This window comes from Microbacterium terricola, from assembly GCF_027943945.1.
In the GTDB taxonomy this organism is placed as follows: domain Bacteria; phylum Actinomycetota; class Actinomycetes; order Actinomycetales; family Microbacteriaceae; genus Microbacterium; species Microbacterium terricola.
Genome location: NZ_AP027141.1, coordinates 2,729,141 through 2,747,080, shown reverse-complemented (window position 1 = coordinate 2,747,080; position 17,940 = coordinate 2,729,141). Strand labels below are relative to the sequence as shown.

At 69.1% G+C, this 17,940-nt stretch carries 18 protein-coding genes; 12 read left to right on the top strand and 6 right to left on the bottom strand.

The window, feature by feature from the left end; translation table 11 throughout:
* Positions 1-118: 118 nt before the first annotated feature.
* On the top strand, positions 119-1,000 hold the full coding sequence (locus Microterr_RS13095; RefSeq protein ID WP_263797483.1) for an IniB N-terminal domain-containing protein: 882 nt from the start codon (positions 119-121) through the stop codon (positions 998-1,000).
* The gene (locus Microterr_RS13090) at positions 987-1,634 is read left to right on the top strand and encodes a hypothetical protein (RefSeq protein ID WP_263797484.1); all 648 of its coding nucleotides are present in this window, start codon (positions 987-989) and stop codon (positions 1,632-1,634) included. The genes Microterr_RS13095 and Microterr_RS13090 overlap by 14 nt, the downstream gene beginning before the upstream one ends.
* Here Microterr_RS13090 and Microterr_RS13085 read toward each other — a convergent pair.
* The 4 genes from Microterr_RS13085 to Microterr_RS13070 all read right to left on the bottom strand — a co-directional run bounded on the left by Microterr_RS13085 (position 1,560) and on the right by Microterr_RS13070 (position 7,054).
* Positions 1,560-3,083 (bottom strand): dynamin family protein, encoded by a 1,524-nt coding sequence (locus Microterr_RS13085; RefSeq protein ID WP_263797485.1) that lies wholly within the window; start codon positions 3,081-3,083, stop codon positions 1,560-1,562. The genes Microterr_RS13090 and Microterr_RS13085 overlap by 75 nt on opposite strands.
* The gene (locus Microterr_RS13080) at positions 3,080-4,966 is read right to left on the bottom strand and encodes a dynamin family protein (RefSeq protein ID WP_263797487.1); all 1,887 of its coding nucleotides are present in this window, start codon (positions 4,964-4,966) and stop codon (positions 3,080-3,082) included. Before Microterr_RS13080 ends, Microterr_RS13085 begins: the two co-directional genes overlap by 4 nt.
* 125 nt (positions 4,967-5,091) lie before the next feature.
* On the bottom strand, positions 5,092-6,066 hold the full coding sequence (locus tag Microterr_RS13075; protein WP_263797488.1) for a hypothetical protein: 975 nt from the start codon (positions 6,064-6,066) through the stop codon (positions 5,092-5,094).
* A 37-nt stretch (positions 6,067-6,103) separates the two neighbouring features.
* A complete protein-coding gene (locus Microterr_RS13070; protein ID WP_263797489.1) occupies positions 6,104-7,054 on the bottom strand; it encodes a hypothetical protein in 951 nt (316 codons plus the stop codon).
* Between the two features lie 199 nt (positions 7,055-7,253).
* On the opposite strand from Microterr_RS13070, the gene Microterr_RS13065 reads away from it, so the two are divergent.
* From Microterr_RS13065 to Microterr_RS13030, 8 genes are all read left to right on the top strand, one after another.
* On the top strand, positions 7,254-7,679 hold the full coding sequence (locus Microterr_RS13065; protein WP_263797490.1) for a (R)-mandelonitrile lyase: 426 nt from the start codon (positions 7,254-7,256) through the stop codon (positions 7,677-7,679).
* Positions 7,676-8,041 carry a DUF2255 family protein gene (locus tag Microterr_RS13060; RefSeq protein WP_263797491.1) on the top strand — a complete coding sequence of 122 codons (366 nt, stop codon included), beginning with the start codon at positions 7,676-7,678 and terminating at the stop codon, positions 8,039-8,041. Before Microterr_RS13065 ends, Microterr_RS13060 begins: the two co-directional genes overlap by 4 nt.
* A gap of 35 nt (positions 8,042-8,076) precedes the next feature.
* Positions 8,077-8,748, top strand: a complete 672-nt coding sequence (locus tag Microterr_RS13055) for a type 1 glutamine amidotransferase domain-containing protein (protein ID WP_263797492.1) — start codon at positions 8,077-8,079, stop codon at positions 8,746-8,748.
* A gap of 34 nt (positions 8,749-8,782) precedes the next feature.
* Positions 8,783-9,013, top strand: a complete 231-nt coding sequence (locus Microterr_RS13050; RefSeq protein ID WP_263797493.1) for a DUF1232 domain-containing protein — start codon at positions 8,783-8,785, stop codon at positions 9,011-9,013.
* Positions 9,014-9,111: 98 nt separating this feature from the next.
* A complete protein-coding gene (locus tag Microterr_RS13045) occupies positions 9,112-9,861 on the top strand; it encodes a DUF4328 domain-containing protein (protein WP_263797494.1) in 750 nt (249 codons plus the stop codon).
* A gap of 116 nt (positions 9,862-9,977) precedes the next feature.
* Positions 9,978-10,172 carry a hypothetical protein gene (locus Microterr_RS13040; protein WP_263797495.1) on the top strand — a complete coding sequence of 65 codons (195 nt, stop codon included), beginning with the start codon at positions 9,978-9,980 and terminating at the stop codon, positions 10,170-10,172.
* Between the two features lie 119 nt (positions 10,173-10,291).
* Positions 10,292-13,222, top strand: coding sequence for a helix-turn-helix transcriptional regulator (locus tag Microterr_RS13035; RefSeq protein ID WP_281974204.1), 2,931 nt, complete (start codon positions 10,292-10,294; stop codon positions 13,220-13,222).
* A gap of 126 nt (positions 13,223-13,348) precedes the next feature.
* Entirely contained in the window at positions 13,349-13,477 is a 129-nt protein-coding gene (locus Microterr_RS13030; RefSeq protein ID WP_263797496.1) for a hypothetical protein, read from the top strand.
* A 52-nt stretch (positions 13,478-13,529) separates the two neighbouring features.
* On the opposite strand, the gene Microterr_RS13025 is transcribed toward Microterr_RS13030, so the two are convergent.
* Together Microterr_RS13025 and Microterr_RS13020 are read right to left on the bottom strand one after the other, a co-directional pair.
* Positions 13,530-13,817: a hypothetical protein gene (locus Microterr_RS13025; protein ID WP_263797497.1), complete on the bottom strand. Its 288-nt coding sequence runs from the start codon at positions 13,815-13,817 to the stop codon at positions 13,530-13,532.
* 70 nt (positions 13,818-13,887) lie between these two features.
* The gene (locus Microterr_RS13020) at positions 13,888-14,505 is read right to left on the bottom strand and encodes a TetR/AcrR family transcriptional regulator (RefSeq protein WP_263797498.1); all 618 of its coding nucleotides are present in this window, start codon (positions 14,503-14,505) and stop codon (positions 13,888-13,890) included.
* A 109-nt stretch (positions 14,506-14,614) separates the two neighbouring features.
* Here Microterr_RS13020 and Microterr_RS13015 point away from each other — a divergent pair, with 109 nt between their 5' ends.
* Together Microterr_RS13015 and Microterr_RS13010 are read left to right on the top strand one after the other, a co-directional pair.
* Positions 14,615-15,934: an MFS transporter gene (locus Microterr_RS13015; protein ID WP_263797499.1), complete on the top strand. Its 1,320-nt coding sequence runs from the start codon at positions 14,615-14,617 to the stop codon at positions 15,932-15,934.
* Positions 15,935-16,019: 85 nt separating this feature from the next.
* Positions 16,020-17,792 (top strand): glycoside hydrolase family 3 protein, encoded by a 1,773-nt coding sequence (locus Microterr_RS13010; protein WP_263797500.1) that lies wholly within the window; start codon positions 16,020-16,022, stop codon positions 17,790-17,792.
* The last annotated feature ends 148 nt before the right edge of the window (positions 17,793-17,940 follow it).

Below are 17,940 nucleotides of genomic sequence, written 5' to 3'. Positions count from 1 at the left end.
CCGACCCACCCCGGGGATATCCCCCTACTCGATTCGCCCCGCGTGGGGGGTATACCCCGACGCGCTCAGACCACCCAGCCACGTACGGTCGAAAGACCACAATGAAGAGGAGCCGAGCATGAGCCTCACGCTCGCGACAGTCGCAGACGCCTTGATCGAATTCATCCTCAGCCTGCTCCGGGACCCGGACGCCCAGGCCGAGTTCGACGCAGACCCGGAGGGGGCGCTCGCGGCCCGCGGTCTCCAGCATGCCGGTCCATCGGATGTCGCCGCTGTCGCGCCGATCATCATCGAGCGCACGCATGTCGTCCAGGTCGGCGTTCCGCAGCCGGTCTACTTCGAGCGCGAGCACCAGTCCGCGATCGTTCGTGAGATCAACCAGGTCACCTCGCACTTCCAGTGGGTGGACGACCGGGACACCGTCGTCGACCAGTCGGTCAACCAGAACATCTGGGCAGACGGTGACGTGACGCAGACGTTCGACAACGACGCGATCGTCGCGTCCGGCGACGAGGCCGTCGCCGCGGGCAACGACGCCACGGTCGACAAGACCTGGGATGAGTCGACCACGATCGAAGCCGGCGACGACGTCAACATGGGCAACGAGACGGACGTGCAGGTCGTCGAGGATTCCATGAACGAGGAGACCGACGCCTCGACCACGACCGACGACTCCACCGTGGTCGTCGTCGACGACTCGTTCGACGAGCAGACCGGTCAGGTCGACGCTGACGACTCCTTCAACGACACCGAGACCGTCACGGAGACCGCCGACACGACGATCGTCACGGACACGGGGACGGATACCGCTGCGGCGGATCCAGCGACCGTGGAGACCGAAACCGAGACCGTCGAGCCCGAGACGGCCGACGCCGACGTCCAGTACGAGGATGCGGCGACGCAGTATGTGGAGACCGACCTGGCCGAGGATTCGGGTGGCGCGTTCTCGGACGTCGAGCCCGTGATCATCGATGAGAGCGCCGACGATGACAACTTCTGACACGAAGGAGCCGCTCCGGCTGGAGGCGGGGGCCGCTCAGGTGGACGACGCGCAGACCGCCGAGGTCAGGGCGCCGGATCGCCCGCCGCTGACCGGCAAGGAGGCGGCACCGGTGCTCGTGAAGCTGCCGCCGCCGTTCTTCGTGCGCCTCAGCCAGATCGCGTGGCTGATGAGTCTCATCGCCGGTGGCGTCGCGATCATCTACCTGTTCGTCATCCGGCAGGCCCAGCTGCCCGAGATCGAGGATCTCGTGAAGGCCGTCGACGGATCGCGGGCCGACGCCACCTATACGACGGCTGCCGACATCGTGTTCTGGTCGGTGTTCACGCCGCTGGTCGCGATCGTGCTCGCCCAGATCGCCATGCAGGTGTCGTTCGCGAGTCGTCGGGCGAACGTCCGATGGTGGCAGTTCGGGTCTGTGCTGTTCCAGGCCGGAGTCTTCCTGATCGCTCGTGAACTTGTCGTCTTCGGCGAGCGGGCCCTGCCCCTCGAGCGGATCCTCCTGGTGCAGCTGGGGCTCGCCGTCCTCGGCCTCCTGATCAGCCTGCTCCCGCAGGCTCTACGCTGGACGGCTCGCCAGCACGACGTCCGCCGCGGCGGTCCGGTCACTCCCGCTTCCGACGGCCAGCTCTGACGCCACGCCCTCGATGCTGCGGATCACGACGCGGCAGGCCTCGCTCGTGGCACGATCCGAGAGCGGCGACTCCGCCAGGCGGCGCCAGTGGCCGAGAACCCCGTCGACACGGGCATGGATCGCCCAGGCCTCCGCGTCGTCTCGCAGCCCGAGACGCCGGAGAGCCGAGGTCCCCGATCCGCCGAGGAGGCGCTGAGCGGCCGTCGCATCGGCGGCAGCGAGGGCGGGTTCGGCGGTGCGCAGCTCCGCGAGGAGAGCGAGTTCGCGGAGATCGTGACTGTTCGCGGTGATGCGCTCGATGCCGGCGCGGATGCGGGTGGACTGGCGGGTCGGATGATCCTCCAGCAGCATCTCGAGCCCGACCAGCACGCTCCGCGCCTTGAGTGACGCCCCGCGTGCACGGAACTGGTCGGCGACGAATCGCTGCACGTCGATCAGCCCGCTCTGGGCGACCATCCGCTCGGACAGCTGGGAGGACGTGCGTGCCCCGCCGCGCACGAGCGCGGCGCCCAGCCGGACGCCGAAGATCCCGAAGCGCGCGAGGAGCTCCCGCCGCTGGGTCACGCTCAGCGAGGTATCGCGCGTCGTGCGGGTGAAGCGGTCCACCGAGATGAGCAGGCGGTCGCGCACGGCGCGGTCGAGCCGGGCGAGTGTGCGGAACGCCGCGAACTCGCTCTCGCGGAGCGTGCGGGCGCCTTCAGCGAGAAGCCCTGCCACCGGGATGCATTCGAGCGCCAGGGAGCGCAGGTCGCCGTCGTGACGATAGCGCTCGGCGATGCGGGCGGCGGAGAGCAGCGAGTCGATCCGGCCGGAGCCGATCTCGTCGGCGCGCGACAGGAGTGCGACGGCGTTGACGGTCTGCGACGCGCCGGCGGCCGTGTCGCGGAAGGCCTCGAGGAACCGCACGTCCGACCCGTGGATGTGGCGGAGCAGGTACAGGATCGCGTCGGCCTCGGACGGCGAGCGCGTCGGCGTCAGGAACCGCGTGGAGCGCTCCGATACCTCCTGCGAGATCGAGGCGATGCCCGGGGTGTCGATGAGGACGGTGGAGCGGAGGCTCTCGGACGGCCAGACCACGTCGATCCAGGCGATGTCCTCTGCGGTCCGCGAACCGAGGTCGAGGACGAGCGCGCCCGCGGACCGGGTCACGGGCAGCCGCACCTCGGCGCCGCCGTGAAGGTGCGCGGTGATCGTGGCGGTCCGGCCGTAGCGGTACCAGGTGATCGTCCGGGTGCACTCACCGGCATCGGTCGGCGCGATCTGCTCGCCGATCAGAGCGTTGAGCACCGTCGACTTGCCGGCCTTGACCATGCCCGCCACGGCGAGGCGCAGCGGCTCCCGCAGGCGGCGCGCGTACCCGTCGAGCGCGGCCTCGGCGGCGGAGTCGCCGGCATACATCGCGCGGGCCTCGTCGACGAGTTCCGTGACGTCCGCGAGCGCACCGCTCATGAGCGCACGTCCCGTTCGCCCGCGGATGCCGGGATCTCGGCGCGCAGGGCCTCGATCCGCGCGATCTGCTGCCGGAGTTCGATCACGCGTCCGTTGCGGTCGGCCTCGAAGGTCGCGGCGGCCTGTTTGGCGGCGAGCACGGACTCGGACAGCGAGCGGTGCAGCTCGTCGGCGATGCCGCCGAAGTGGTCGCGAGCGACCCGCTGGACGAACCGCAGGCGGTCCTTGAGCTGTTTGCCCACCTGGAAGACGACGTCTTCGATATGCCGGCGGGCGAGGTTCTTCGCCTCGGCCTGGCGGCGGCTGAGCCGCGCCGACATGTCTTCGCGATAGGCGCGACGGCCGACGAGCACGCCGACCAGGAGCGACAGGGGGTTGATGAGCGCCATGCCCACCAGGCTCGTGGCGAGCCCCGCCATCAGGACGCCGCCATACGAGCCGCGTACGCCGATGTAGATCTTCTCGGCGGCACCGAGTCGCCCTTCGCCCATTCCCTGCAGGCTCTCGACCGGGTCGAGCACGCCGGCGGTGTCGCCGACGTCGATGAAGGGGATGGTCGACTCCTCGAGCGCGAACTCCTCGGCGACCTGCTCGGAGAGCCAGCGCGAGCGCTCGTTGGTCCAGACGAACGTCTCGGACACGGCGTTCGACACGCGCTGCTCGAGCCATTCGGCGATCTGATCCCAGATCGGGCCGGGGTCGCCCTCGTCGACGGCGATCTCCGCTTCGCGCTGCACCTTGCGGAGTCGGTCGCGCAGGTCGTGCTCGGTGTCGGAGATGAGGTCGGCGATCCCGTCGCTCAGGGTGACCTGCCACCGCGACGTCCGGCCGCGGAACTCGTCTGCGCGTGCCTTCGCCGCCTCGAGCTCGGCGATCATCGCCGGGGTGTCCTGGGGGTTCAGGAGCGCGTTCAACTCGGTCTTGATGGCCATGCCCAGCTGATCGACGACGGACACGAGATCGTGCACCGCCGAGCGGCGGTGCACGATCTCCGCCTTGCCGAGCACGTCGCGTCGCAGATGGGAGACGAGGGCCGGGAACCCGGACTCCTCGTTCAGATCGCGATCCTGCTCCTGTGCCGCCAGCATCCGCAGGTCACTCGACACCGCGAACATCGGTATGCCGCCCACATCGCCGAGGTGCGAGCGGTCGATCTCCTCGATCTGGCGCCACGACGGATAGATGTCGGTCTTCGACAGCACCGCGGCGACGTTCGGAGACACCCGCAGGGCGTGCTTGAGGAACTGCACCTCGGGCTCGGTGTACTCCTGCGAGGCGTCGGAGACGAGCAGCACGGCGTGCGCCGTCGACAGCGCGGCGAGGGTGCTGACCGACCGTGTCGATTCGATGCCGCCGACTCCCGGAGAGTCGACGAGCCGCAGCCCCCCGCGGAGCAGCTCGCGCGGAAGGACGACCTCGGCGCCCACGATGTCCAGCTCCTCGTCGCGACGGCCGCGCTCCGACACGAAGTCCGCGAGCGCGTCGAGCGGGATGGGCATCCGGTCGACGGCGCCCCCCTGGGTGTCGCCGTTGCGCACGATCGCGAACGCGGCGGCCTCCTCGCCGTACGACACGGACGTGGGCACACTGGTGGCGATGTCGTCGTCGACCGGGCAGGCGGGCGCGTTCACCAGGGCGTTCACGAGCTTGCTCTTGCCCTGCTTGTACTGGCCGACGACGATCACGCGGACGTATGGGTCATCGAGCCGCGAGCGCGTCTGCTCCAGTCGCCCGACGAGGTCGGCGCGCCCGAGCACGCGCGACAGGTCGGCGGTCTTCTCGACGAGGTGCGCCAGCTGCTGGTTGGCACGGGCGATCGCCGTCGTCGAGGTGTCATCCCCAGGGGCGGTCGTCACCGGTGCGGGGGCCACGGACTTCGTCATCGTCGACACTCCTTCGTCGTCCTGCGGATCAGCGCGGATGCTGGTGAGCATGGGGCGGGCGGCGCCTCCGGAGGTACCGGAGACACCGCCCTAGTGATTCGGCGCGGATTGCCGAACGGATGGGATCAGGACTCGTCGAATGCGTCGTCGATCGCCGGCGGCTCGATGATCGCAGCGTCGCCGCTGCCCCAGATCACGTCGGCGTCGACATCCCAGGTGGAATCGGTCTGCGACGTGAGCTCCTCGTTGAACGAGTTCGTCGCCGTCCAGCTGGCCGAGTCGGTGTTGTACGAGTCGTCCACGTCGAGGTGCGTCGAGCTGTCCGTCCACGACGAGTTGTCGGTCGTCTCGTTGTACGAGTCGGTGACGGTGGTGACGTGGGCCTCGTTGCCGATGTTCACATCGCCGTACGCCGAGATGTTCTGCGAGTGATCGACGCTCTGGCTGAGGTCCACGTCGTTGCCTGCCGCGACCGAGCCTGCACCCGAGGCGACGACTGCGGAGCTTCCGCTCTCGGCCCCGTACCCGTCCGCACCGTCGACGCCCGCATTGAACGATTGGTCGACGATCGTGTTCTGGTTGTTGACCCAGACATCGCCACCGCCGCCACCGCCGCCGCCGAGGGTGAGGTTGCCGAAGCCCGTGTTGTAGTCGCGCGTCCCCACCTCGATCGAGTGGTCGTCGACCGACTCGTCGAGATACGAGTTGTACGACCCCGCGATGAGGCTCGTCGATGCGTCGTTGTACGACCCGTTCGTCGAGTTGTCGCTGTTGTCGGTGACCGAGTTGTCGCTGTTGTCGGTGACGGAGTTGTCGCTGCCGTCCCAGACCGAGTTGTCACTGTTGTCGTCGACGGAGTTGTCGGACCAGTCGTTGAACGACCCGCTGATGCCGGTACTGGTGTCGTGCGAGTCGGTGTTCCCGACGCCGTCGAGGGCGACGTCGAGATTTCCGCTGTCGTTCGTCGACGAGTCGGTGTTGCCGACCTCGTTCAGGTCGACGCCGACGGTCGTGCTGCTCGTCGTGTTGGTCGTGTTGTGAGAGTCGCGGACCCGTGAGTTGAACGAGTCGTCGAAGTCGTTCTCGGTGTAGTCGGCCATGATCTTTCGCTTTCTTCAGTTTGAGCTGTCGGGTGGGTCAGCCGGCGAAGGAGTCGTCGATGACCGCGTCGCCGCTGTCGACGATCGCGTCGACGTCGATCGAGACGTCGGTGGACTGCCACAGGTCGTTGGTCTCGTTGAACGAGTCCTCCGCCGAGTACGACTCGGTGTACGAGTTGTACGAGTCGGCGACCGAGGTGTGGGTCGAGCTGTCCTCCCAGCTGGAGGAGTCCTCGTAGGTGTTGTACGAGCCGGTGACGGTCGTGATCGTCGTGTCGTTGTTGAGGTTGACATCGCCCTCAGCCGACGAGATGTTCGTCGAGTAGTCGACGTTCGTCGCGACGTGCACATCGTTGCCGGCGGCGATCGAGTCGTCGCCCGACGCGACCACGGCGCTGCTGCCGCTCCAGCCGCCTCCGCCGCCTGCGGCGTTGTACGACTGGTCGATGATCGTGTTCTGGTTGTTGACCATCGTGTCGCCGTCACCGCCGGCACCGCCACCGCCGCCGAGCGACACGTCGCCGAAGCCCGTGTTGTAGGAGCGCATCCCCACGTTGATGGAGTGGTCGTCGGTCGACGCGTCGGTCCACATGTTGTGCGAGTCGCTCACCGTGTCGGTGGACCAGTCGTTGTGCGAGTCGTTGACCGAGTTGTCGGAGTCGTCCGTCATCGAGTTGTCGGAGTCGTCCGTCATCGAGTTGTCGGAGTGGTCCTCCATCGAGTTGTCGCTGTGATCGTCGACCGAGTTGTCGGACTCGTCGTTCCACGAGTCCGAGATGTCGGTGGTCGTGTCGTTCGAGTCCTCGTTGAACGAGTCCGCGACATCCACGACGATGTTGCCGCTGTCGTTGGTCGATTCGTCGGTGTTGAAGGAGTTGTCAGCCGCCAGGCCGAGGGTGTTGGTGGTGTTTGTGGTCTCGGTGTTGCCCGATCCCCAGACGCCGGTGTTGAACGACTCGTCGTAGTCGTCGATCTCGATGTTGTCCATGAGCCCTATCCGATCCCGGGGCTGTCCCCGAAGGTGATGTGGCTTCACGGTAAGAGCAGCCGGGCAGGGGGCACATCGGGGAGCAGCCCGCGGCTCCCCACCCCCCAGTAGGGGATTCCTGGCGACCCCTATGGGAGTACTGCTGGTCACTGCCACCCGCGGTCACCCGTGCGTAGCGTTGCAGCAAGGAGAGGACCCCATGCGCATCGAACACCCCAGACCGACCGTGAAGAATCCACCGGAGCAGTTCGTGGGGGATGTGTGGCTGGATGTGATCGCGGCGCCCCACGAGCCGGATCAGAGGATGACGGTCGCCACCGTCCGCTTCGCCCCGGGCGCCCGGACCGCCTGGCACTCGCATGCACGCGGCCAGTACCTTCGCGTCACGTCGGGGGTCGCCCGCTTCGGCGGCCGGGACGGGTCCGTCATCGAGGTGCACCCGGGCGAGACCCTGTACACGCCGCCGGGAGAGGATCACTGGCACGCTGCGGCACCCGGATGCTTCATGGAGCACCTCGCAATGCTCGAGGCCGGCGATGACCCCGCCGCGTCGACCACGTGGAAGGAGCACGTCAGCGACGAGGATCTGGCGCGACCTGTCACCGCCACGGCGGCCGGTCGATGAGCGGCTGGACGGATGCCGAGCTCCGCGAGCTCGCTCGGGCTTCCGAGGTACGCGTTGCCGGGCGCCGTGCCGACGGCAGCTCCCGGTCGCTGGTGATCGTGTGGCACGTCGTGGTCGACGGTGCGCTGTACCTGCGCTCCGTCAAGGGTCCGCAGGGCGAGTGGTACAAGGGCGTCGCCCGGTACTTCGAGGGGTACCTCAGCTGGGCAGGACGCACCCGTGCCGTCACCTACACGCTCGACTCGTCGAAGGACACCGAGATCGATGAGGCGTACGCCGTGAAGTACGGAACCGGATCGGCGACTCAGGCGATCACCAACGATCTTTCGCACCAGACCACCCTGCGGGTCGATCCGCGCTGATCACCCGGCCGATCCGTCCGACTAAGGGAGATCGCATGTCCACCGTTCTTTTCGTCGTTTCCGCAGCCCGCACCTGGACCCTGTCCGATGGGACGGCGCACCCGACCGGATTCTGGGCCGAGGAGCTCCTCACGCCGTACCGGCTGCTGTCCGAAGCCGGGCATGACGTGGTGTTCGCGACCCCGGGCGGAATCGCGCCGGTCGCGGATGAGGCGTCGTTCGGCGACGACGGCGACGCAGAGAGGGCGGCGCTGGACAGCATCCCTGGCCTTCGATCACCGTTGGACACGCGCGAGGTCGACCTGACGTCGTACGACGCCGTGTTCTACCCCGGTGGCCACGCGCCCATGGAGGATCTCTCGCACGACGCGACGTCCGGAGCGCTCATCGCCGAGGCGCTCGACACGCAGAAGCCGATCGCGCTCGTCTGCCACGGGCTGGCGGCACTGTTGGCGGCACGTCGCGCTGACGGGACGTCGGCGGCCGCCGGACGCCGCGTCACCGCGTTCACCGACGAGGAGGAGACGCAGGGAGGCCTGGCGCCTCGTGCCCGCTGGCTCCTCGAGTCCACCCTGCGCGAGCACGGCATCGTGGTCGAGGCCGCCGAGCCGTGGGCGGACCACGTGGTCACCGACGGCAGCCTCGTGACGGGGCAGAACCCGCAGTCGTCCGCGTCCGTGGCGAAGGAGCTTCTCGCCCTTCTTTGAGCTCTTCGTGTGCGCCGTGCCGCACAATGGGCAGATGTGGTGGAGCTTTCTCAAGGCGATCAAGGACCGGAAGCACCGCGTCGCGCCGACGACGTGGGTGGTGGGGATCGCGTCCGTCGTCTACACCTTCTGGCCGCTCGACCTGATCCCCGAACTCGTGCTCGGCCCGTTGGGATTCGCGGACGACCTGGGGCTGTGGGGCATCTTCCTGCTGCTCTTCGCCCGTGAGAAGGGCCGCTGGCAGGCGGGTCTCGGGTCGTCCTAGGCGTGTCACCGCGAGAGGGTCGCTAGGCTGAGCCAGCGGACAGTGTTGTCCGCATCGCACGACGCGTTGACGTCCTTTCCCCCGGAGGAACCTCGCCGATGACCAGCACCCCCACGCCGCCTCCCGCCGGCTGGTATCGCGCCCCCGACGGATCGTCGGCCACGTGGTGGTGGGACGGCGGACAGTGGACGCAGCCCCAGCCCCAGCAGCAGCCGGGCCGACAGGCGGGGACCCACTCCCTCGCCAGGCTCGCCACGGCCACTCAGGTGCTGTTGGTCGTCTGCGGTGTCCTGTCCATCATCACCATCGGGATCGAGACGTTCGGGATCGGAGCCGTCAACAGCTACCTCGATGGTCACGGTGTGGCCGTCGACATGCTCACCGTGTACGACCAGAGCAGGTTGGTGCTCACGATTCTGTCCGGCGTCTCCCTTCTCGCCACCGGCGTGCTCTGGGTCATCTGGCAGTACCGCGCAGCCAAGCAGGTCGCCGGGCTGACGCGGCGCTCCGCAGGCTGGCACGCCGGTTCCTGGTTCGTGCCTGTCGTCAGCCTCTGGTTTCCCTACCAGGACATCTCGGACCTCTGGCGAGTGGGCGGGCGCGTTCGGCCCCCATGGCAGGTCACGTGGTGGGTGCTCTGGCTCGTCAGCAGTGGCGTCACCCAGATATCGAGCCGCATCTACCTCGCCGCAGAGGAGCTCGAACAGCTCCGCAATGCCATGTGGGTGAGCATTCTCGGTGAGAGCCTCCTTCTGGCAGCCACGCCATTGGCATGGCTGATCGTCCGCGGGATCACGCAGGGCATTCTGGAGCGCTCTTCGGTTCCCGCGCGGATGCTCGCGGTCTGACGGAGATCGCCTCAGCAGCCGACTGCGCTCCCGCACGGAAATGAGGCATCCTCCTCATGGATGGGTGGTGCCTTAGCGAGCAGTGTCGGTCAGGTCAACGCACCTGAGGAGGCGCCATGTACGCCAGCGAGCAACTGTTCGACCACCTTCGCCTTGCCACGGAGGTGCAACTGCTTCGCGAGCTCGAGCATCGGCGGGTCGCCCGTGAACGGGCATCCGAAGCCACACCGCCCGCGCGACGAGGCCTGCGGGAGTTCACGCACAAGCTGCGCGAGCTGACGCACCACGCACCCCGGCCGCTCGCACATTGACGGCTTCGCTCGCCGGACCGCTCCGCTCTGCGGACGGGCCGGGTGGGGTCGCGGCGGGAGGGGGCGGGCCTGAGTCGGCCGGCCGGCCCATTGTCCGAGGACCGTGGGACGATGAGTTCATGCGAGCCACGGTCAGCCCGGCGCTGATCGGCCGCGAGGCCGACCTCGACGCGCTCCACGACGCCTACGCCGACAGCGTCGCCGGCTCGACGCGAGCCGTTCTGGTGGGTGGCGAGGCCGGCATCGGCAAGACCCGCCTCGTCGGCGAGTTCGTGCGATCGCTCCCGCCGGAGGCGATCGTCCTGCGGGGGCAGTCCGTCGATTTCGATAGGGACGCCCCGCCCTACGCGCCCATCGTCTCGGCGCTCCGATCGCTCGCGCAGGAGGTGGGCGAAGAGGCGCTCTTCGATGCGTCCGGACCGGCGGGCGACGTGCTCGCTCTTCTCTTGCCCGAGCTCAGCCGCAGCACCACCGGTGGCGATGTCCCGGTGCGCGGCGGTGCCGACCGGCTCTACGACGTCGTCGCCGAGGTCCTCGAGAACGTCGCCGCCGCCCGACCCGTCGTGCTGGTGATCGAAGATCTGCACTGGGTCGATCCGCAGAGCCTGGGGCTGCTGCGATTCCTGATCCGGGTCGTCGAAGATGCGCGATTGCTGGTGGTGCTCACCTTCCGCAGCGACGAGCTCGGCCGTGGCAGCGCCCTGCGTGCCCTGCTGCCCGAGCTCGACCGCAACCGCCGCGTCGCGCGGATCGAACTCGCCCGCCTCGACCGTCGACAGGTGCGCGAGATGGCGACCGTGATCCTCGACGGAGCGCCCGACGAGGACGAGCTCGCACAGGTGTTCCTGCGGACCGAGGGCGTGCCCTTCTTCGTCGAGGAGCTGGTCAGCTGCAGCGGGGTGCGCGGCATGGACGACTTCCCCGACACGCTCCGCGACATCCTGCTCGCTCGCTACGATCAGCTCGCCGAATCCACGCAGCGGATGCTGAGACTCATCGCCGCGGGCGGCGTGCGGGTGGAGCACGAGCTGCTCGTCGCCGTCTGCGACGAGTCTCCTGAGCGCATCGACCTCGCCGCCAGTGAGGCGATCGCCGCGAGCGTGCTCGTGGTGGATGGCACCGCCTACGCGTTCCGACACGCGCTGGTGCGCGAGGCGGTACACGACCAGCTGCTTCCGGGTGAGCGCGTGCGCTTCCACACGCGGTACGCCCAGGCCCTGGTGGCGCAGGCCGGCACGAGTGGGGCTGACGCCACCGCGATCTCGTACCACTGGATGGCTGCGCACAACGTGCGCGAGGCGTTCATCGCCTCGGTCGCGGCATACGAGCAGGCCAGGGCGTCGTTCGCGTTCGCCACCGCCGCGACGATGGGCGAACGGGCGATCGAGCTGTGGGACCAGGTGCCCGACGCGAGCGACCTCGCCGAGCGCACGAAGGTGGAGCTGCTGAGCGAGACCTCCTACGTCCTTCGCAACGCGGGCGAGAGCGAGCGGGCGATCGCGCTCATCGACGAGGCGATCGCGCTCTGCGACCAGGCCGACCGCGCCGCCTACGCTCTGCTGCTGCGCAACAAGGCGTCGTACCTGGCCAACATCGGCCAGACCGGATCCATCGAGCTGCTGCGTGAGGCGCTCTCCGTGCTCGAGGGCGAGCCACGCAGCGTGCTGCGTGCGAACGTGCTCGGAGAGCTGGCCGCCCGGCTCATGCTCATCGCCCGATTCGATCCGGCCATCGAGATGGCCGACGGTGCTTTCGTCGAGGCGACCGCGGTCGACAATCGGGCGCGGATGTCGGTGGCATCCAACATCCGCGGGTTCTCGCGATTGGCCGGCGGCGACGTCGACGCGGGCCTCGCCGATCTCGCGCTCGCGCGTGAACTCGCCGTCGGCAACGATTCGGCGCGCCTCCGGTACTGGGTGAATCAGTCCGAGGCCTTGAATCTGCTCGGCCGCTACGACGAGGCGGTGCGCACAGCGGAGGAAGGCGCCGAGCGGGCGAGGCAGCGGGGCGTGGAGCGCACCTCCGGGGCGATGCTCCTGTCGAACGTGATCAGCCCGCTCTACGCACTGGGCCAGACGGGTCGGGCCGACGAGATGCTCGACCGCGCCCTCGAACTCGACGCGCCGATCGGCTTCAGCGCTCCGCTGCGACGCCTCAAGGTGAGGGCCGCGCTCTGGTCCGGCGATCGTGCCCTGGCCGAGCGACTGCTTCGCGGCTGGCACGGCTCCCTCGCGCAGCAGGGGAGATCGGACGTGCAGGCCGCGCTCGGCCTGGCGCTGGTGAGCGGCGAGCTCGCGTTCGCGCGCGGCGAGACCCGCGAGGCGTGGCAGGCGGTCAGTGTCCTCACCGACCCGCGGCACCGCCCGTTCCCCGCCTACGACCTCCCGCTGGTCGCCTTCGCAGCCCGCGTGCTCGGTGCGGCACGGGTCACGGGAATGGCTCTGGCCGGCCCGGACGGGGAGCCGCGCTCGCTCGACGAGTTGGAGGGCGACGTGCGGTCCGCGCTCGCCGCCGCGGGCAGCTGGCCGACCGCATCCGCGTATTCTGCGATCGTCGACGCCGAGCTATCCGGCCCCCGCGGCACCGGCACCGATCCCGAGCTCTGGCAGCTCGCGGTCGCCGCCTCGCGCGAGGCGATCGCGCCCGCCCAGCTGGCGCCCTACGCGGCGTTCCGGCTCGCCGAAGCGCTCGCCAACGCCGGAGACCGCGCCGGTGCGCGGACGGCGGCGCAGACGGCACGCGAATGGGCCGAGGAGATCGGCATGGGGCTCATCGTCGACAGCGTGACCGAACTCGAGCGCCGCGTCGGCGCGGTCGGGGGAGACCACCGCGACGCGCCTTCGGACGCGGCGTCCCTCGAGGCGCTGCTCACCGAGCGTGAGCGGCAGGTGCTCGATCTCGTCGCCCGCGGGCTGAGCAACGGGCAGATCGCCGAGCAGCTGTTCATCAGCACCAAGACCGCCAGCGTCCACGTCTCGAACATCCTCCGGAAGACGGGCGCAGCGACCCGCACCGAAGCGGCGTACCTGTCCGCGCACTCAGCGCGCTGACGGGGCGCGCCTCCCTCAGACGCGCCCGATGGCCCGCGCCGGAAGATACGGCGGATGCCTCATGCAGGCCGACCACCTCACGGACGAGTGTCGGGGTTGTCGGATCACCCGCATTGGAGGCCAATCATGGCAATCATCCTGCTCATCGCCATCGGAGTTCTCGTGCTCATCATGGGCGTCTCGACGCTCGTCCAGGTCGCTCGCGACGGGTACCACGCTGCGCCGACGCGCGACGACCTGCTGCAGCGACTCTGACTATCGCGCCGGTCTCAGGCTGGACCCCGCCTTCCGGCATCGCCGCCTCGCCCTAGACCGAGGCGGCGTCACTCGTGGGCGCAGCCGGGACGCCGTCGGAAGGGCGCGCGGTCTCCGCGATGATGCCGCGCGCCGCCAGGCCGATCGCGTGGCCGGTCGCCCCTGCCAGGAGCGCCAAGGCCGAGAGCAGAGTGAGGACCCAGCCGAGCAGCAGCCACGCGCCCGGCTCGTACGCCGACGACGCGAGGGCGAGCACCCCCACGCCCGCCAGGAGCCCGACACCACCGAATCCGGCGAAGCCGGTGACATAGGAATCGAGCCGTTGCAATGGTGTCTTCACGCACATCTCCCGTCGCAGGGGCCGAGTCAGAGCTCACTCGTCGTTGAGGGGCTCCCCGGTTGGAGTGAGCCTATCCCTCGTCCGCGCTCCAGAGCGGCACGGTGAGCATCTCGCTCACGGTCGCCTCGAGCGTGCCCGCGAGCGAGATGCCGTCGGGGTCGTCGAGCCATTGGCGCTGCAGCCCTTCCTCCAGCGCGAGCAGACGCACCGCGCCGAGGGCGGGATCGATTCCCGGGGCGAGGATGCCGGCGCGCTGCGCTCCGCGGAGTGCCCACGCGATGCCGGAGCGGACGCGCCGGTAGTTCTCGTGCATGTAGTCGTGGGCGGGGTGGTCGGGTGAGGTGGACTCGGCGGAGACGACGACGTAGAGCTGCACGAGGCCCGGAACGGTCTCGTTGTGGCGGGCGAGGGCCACCATCCCGCGGAGCACTCCGAGCCCGTCCGGCCGCCGGGAGTCGTGGGTGCGGAAGACCTCGCGATCGAGCGATTCGCGGCGCTCCAGGACAGCGATGAGGAGCTCCTCCTTCGACCGGAAGTGATGCATGAGGCCGGCACGGGTGATGTTGCACGCAGCGGCGATCTCGAGGATCGACGCACCGGAGTATCCCGCGTTCGCGAACGCGCGCACGGCGGCGGTGAGGATCTCCTCCCGCCTCGCCTGCCCTTTCGGGTAGCCGGTGTGTGCCATCGACTGCTCTCCATCCCGATTCCGGTGGCCCGGTTGCACAAACCTACACTAGTGCAGGTATTGTGTCTGAGCCGGCATGGCGCCGGCACAGTAGACATTGGAGTCCACGTTGCCCACATCCACCGAGGGCCTCGAGCCCACTTCCGTCGGCACGGCCGCCGTGGAGCCGGACGCTCCGGCCCGCACGAGGGAGCCCCGCGGGTTCGCCGTCACGTATTGGCTTGCCAGCTACGGTCTGTACCTCGGCATCCTGACACCGATCCTCGGTGGTCTTGCCGTGCGGGTGCAGAACATGGTGGGCCTGGAAGCCGCCCCGGCCGTCCTCGGGCTGGTCATGGGCGTCGGATCGCTGTTCGCCCTCGTCGCACAGCCGCTCGCGGGTCGCCTGTCGGACCGCACGACGTCGAAGTTCGGCATGCGCCGCCCCTGGATCCTTGCCGGCGTGCTGGTCGCCGGCGTCAGCCTCGCCCTGGTGGGGGTGGTGCCCGCCGTGTGGATGCTGCTCGTCGTGTGGTGTCTCGCGCAGATCGCGAGCAACTTCGCGCAGGGCCCGGAGACGGCGGCGGTCGCCGACCAGGTGCCGCACCTGCGTCGCGGCTTCATCAGCGGGCTGGCCGGCACGGCGACCCCGATCGCGATCCTCACCGGCGCGGTGATCCTCAACGCGGCGCCGAGCGACGCCCTCCGCAGCCTCGTGCCCGCCCTTCTCGCCACGGCGTTCGGCCTGCTGTTCGTGTTCACGCTCAAGGATCGCGTGCGGACGCAGCCCCCGGCCGAGCGCTTCAGCTGGAAGGAGTTCTTCGGGACCTTCTACTTCAACCCGCGCACGCACCGCGACCTGGGCTGGGCGTGGCTGACCAAGGCGCTCATCATGTTCGCCTTCGGAGCACTCGGCGGCTTCCTCACCCTGTTCACCGGCGCGCAGTTCGGCCTCGACGTCCCCGCGCAGCTGGCGTTCAACCTCTCGGCGACGATGGTCCAGGTGGCGGCCATGGTGATCGTCAGCGTCATCGCCGGCAAGTGGTCCGACAAGATCAACCGCCGCAAGCCGTTCGTGACGCTGGGCGGCGTCCTGGTCGGTCTCGGCGTCATCGTCGTCGCCCTCTCGCCGCTCGCCGGCGATGCGGGCCTCACCGTGATCCTGGTCGCCGAGGCGATCCTCGGCATCGGCGCGGGCCTGTTCTTCGGCGTCGACCAGGCGATGTGCATCGACGTGCTGCCCGATGAGGACAGCATGGCCAAGGACCTCGGCGTCCTGAACATCGCGAACACCCTTCCGGCGATGGTGGCGCCGTTCCTCGCGGGTACGATCTTCATCCCGATCGGCACGGCGCTGTTCGGCGGGGGCTACTCCGTCTGGTTCGCGTTCGCCGGCGTCGTCGGCATCATCGGCGGTCTGCTCGTCACGAAGATCCGCGGCGTCAAGTAACACCGCGCAGCAGCATCCGAGGAGGCCCCGGCGGCGCCGGGGCCTCCTCCCCACAGCACTCGAAGAAACAAGAGCAGGAGCCCCCATGACCACCAGAACCGACACCCGGTTCCCCTTCCAGGACGCAGGCCTCTCGCCCGAGCAGCGCGCCGACGACCTGCTGAGCCGACTTCCCCTCGAAGACAAGGCGGGTCTGCTGTTCGTCGGGATCTCCGTCTTCGGCGACCCCACTCAGCCGAGCCCGATGTTCCCCGCGCCCTCGCTGGAGTCGACGGTCTCCAAGCTGCGGATCAACCACATCTACGTGATCGGCGACGCGGACTCCGCGCGCGAGTTCGCGCAGTGGCACAACACATCGCAGGACATCGCGGCCCGGACGGGCTTCGGCATCCCGATCACGTTCGGAACCGACCCGCGCCACGGATTCCATTTCAACCCCGGCGCGTCCGCGGCGGCGAAGGTGTTCTCGCAGTGGCCCGAGCACCTCGGCTTCGGGGCGCTCCGCTCCGAGGAGCTCGTCGAGCAGTACGGCGACGTCATCCGCCGCGAGTACGCCGCCGTCGGACTGCGCCTTGCCCTGCACCCCCAGATCGACCTCGCCACCGAGCCGCGCTGGGCGCGACTGAACGCCACGTTCGGAGAGGACCCCGATCTCGTGGCCGGCCTGGGCGCGGCGTATGTCCGCGGACTCCAGGGCCCCGCGCTCGGAACCTCGTCCGTGTCGGCGATGGCCAAGCACTTCCCCGGCGGCGGTCCGCAGAAGGATGGCGAAGACCCGCACTTCGCCTACGGCAAGGAGCAGGTCTACCCGGGCGGCCGCTGGGACGACCACCTGAAGCCCTTCGTCGCCGCGATCGAGGCCGGCGTCTCGCAGATGATGCCGTACTACGGGATGCCGGTGGGCACCGAGTACGAAGAGGTCGGGTTCGCGTTCAACAAGGCGATCATCACCGATCTGCTGCGCACCGAACTCGGATTCGACGGGATCGTGTGCACCGACTTCGGGCTCGTCTCCGACGTCGAGATGTTCGGGGCTCCCTTCCCCGCCCGTGCGTGGGGCGTCGAGCACCTCACCGCGCAGGAGCGCATCCAGCGCCTGTTCGACGCCGGCTGCGACCAGCTGGGCGGCGAATTCTGCGTCTCCGAGCTCCTCGGCGCCGTCCGCGCCGGTCTCGTCACCGAAGAGCGCCTCGACCGGTCAGCCCGTCGCGTGCTGATCGAGAAGTTCACGCTCGGCCTGTTCGACGAGCGCCACGTCGACCCGGATGCGGCCGAGCTCGCCGTCGCCACGCCCGAGATGGTGCAGGCGGGGATCGACACGCAGCGGGCCTCGCACACCCTCCTGACGAACGGGCCGGCCGACGCGCCGACGCTCCCGCTCGGCGCCGGCGTCAAGGTGTTCGCGAAGAACATCGACGGCTCGGTCTTCGCGGGCTGCGAGATCGTCGACGACCCTGCGCAGGCGGACGTCGCGGTCCTGCGGATCGCCGCGGCCTACGAGCCGCGCACGCAGGGCTTCGAGCTGTTCATGCACGCCGGCAGCCTCGACTACACGGACGCCGACCGCGACGAGATCCTCGCGCTGTGCGCCGCTGTGCCGACCGTGATCGTGGTGAACCTCGATCGCCCCGCGATCCTCACGCCGTTCGTCGACCATGCGGCCGCGATCATCGCCGAGTACGGAGCGACCGATCAGTCCGTCGCCGACGTGCTGCTCGGAACGGCCGAGCCGAAGGGGCGGCTCCCGATCGACCTGCCCCGGTCGATGGCCTCGGTCGAGGCGAACAAGTCCGACACCCCGTTCGACATGCCCGATGCGCTCTTCCGCTTCGGGCACGGGCTGACCTACGGAGGCTGAGTCCTCAGCCGGACGTACGACCCTCGGCTGAGGAGGCGCCTCAGCCGAGGTCGTGCGCGGGGTCCTTATCCCGCGACGGCCGCCAGTCCAACGAGGCCGACGGCCGACCCATTCGCGCTTTGATGCATCCGAATGCGCCCTTCCGAGT

What these genes read in the sequence shown, in the direction of transcription:
- Microterr_RS13095 (WP_263797483.1), top strand. Translation starts at nt 119, where the DNA reads ATGAGCCTCACGCTCGCGACAGTCGCAGACGCCTTGATCGAATTCATC.
- Microterr_RS13090 (WP_263797484.1), top strand. Translation starts at nt 987, where the DNA reads ATGACAACTTCTGACACGAAGGAGCCGCTCCGGCTGGAGGCGGGGGCC.
- Microterr_RS13085 (WP_263797485.1), bottom strand. Translation starts at nt 3,083, where the DNA reads ATGAGCGGTGCGCTCGCGGACGTCACGGAACTCGTCGACGAGGCCCGC.
- Microterr_RS13080 (WP_263797487.1), bottom strand. Translation starts at nt 4,966, where the DNA reads ATGACGAAGTCCGTGGCCCCCGCACCGGTGACGACCGCCCCTGGGGAT.
- Microterr_RS13075 (WP_263797488.1), bottom strand. Translation starts at nt 6,066, where the DNA reads ATGGCCGACTACACCGAGAACGACTTCGACGACTCGTTCAACTCACGG.
- Microterr_RS13070 (WP_263797489.1), bottom strand. Translation starts at nt 7,054, where the DNA reads ATGGACAACATCGAGATCGACGACTACGACGAGTCGTTCAACACCGGC.
- Microterr_RS13065 (WP_263797490.1), top strand. Translation starts at nt 7,254, where the DNA reads ATGCGCATCGAACACCCCAGACCGACCGTGAAGAATCCACCGGAGCAG.
- Microterr_RS13060 (WP_263797491.1), top strand. Translation starts at nt 7,676, where the DNA reads ATGAGCGGCTGGACGGATGCCGAGCTCCGCGAGCTCGCTCGGGCTTCC.
- Microterr_RS13055 (WP_263797492.1), top strand. Translation starts at nt 8,077, where the DNA reads ATGTCCACCGTTCTTTTCGTCGTTTCCGCAGCCCGCACCTGGACCCTG.
- Microterr_RS13050 (WP_263797493.1), top strand. Translation starts at nt 8,783, where the DNA reads ATGTGGTGGAGCTTTCTCAAGGCGATCAAGGACCGGAAGCACCGCGTC.
- Microterr_RS13045 (WP_263797494.1), top strand. Translation starts at nt 9,112, where the DNA reads ATGACCAGCACCCCCACGCCGCCTCCCGCCGGCTGGTATCGCGCCCCC.
- Microterr_RS13040 (WP_263797495.1), top strand. Translation starts at nt 9,978, where the DNA reads ATGTACGCCAGCGAGCAACTGTTCGACCACCTTCGCCTTGCCACGGAG.
- Microterr_RS13035 (WP_281974204.1), top strand. Translation starts at nt 10,292, where the DNA reads ATGCGAGCCACGGTCAGCCCGGCGCTGATCGGCCGCGAGGCCGACCTC.
- Microterr_RS13030 (WP_263797496.1), top strand. Translation starts at nt 13,349, where the DNA reads ATGGCAATCATCCTGCTCATCGCCATCGGAGTTCTCGTGCTCATCATG.
- Microterr_RS13020 (WP_263797498.1), bottom strand. Translation starts at nt 14,505, where the DNA reads ATGGCACACACCGGCTACCCGAAAGGGCAGGCGAGGCGGGAGGAGATC.
- Microterr_RS13010 (WP_263797500.1), top strand. Translation starts at nt 16,020, where the DNA reads ATGACCACCAGAACCGACACCCGGTTCCCCTTCCAGGACGCAGGCCTC.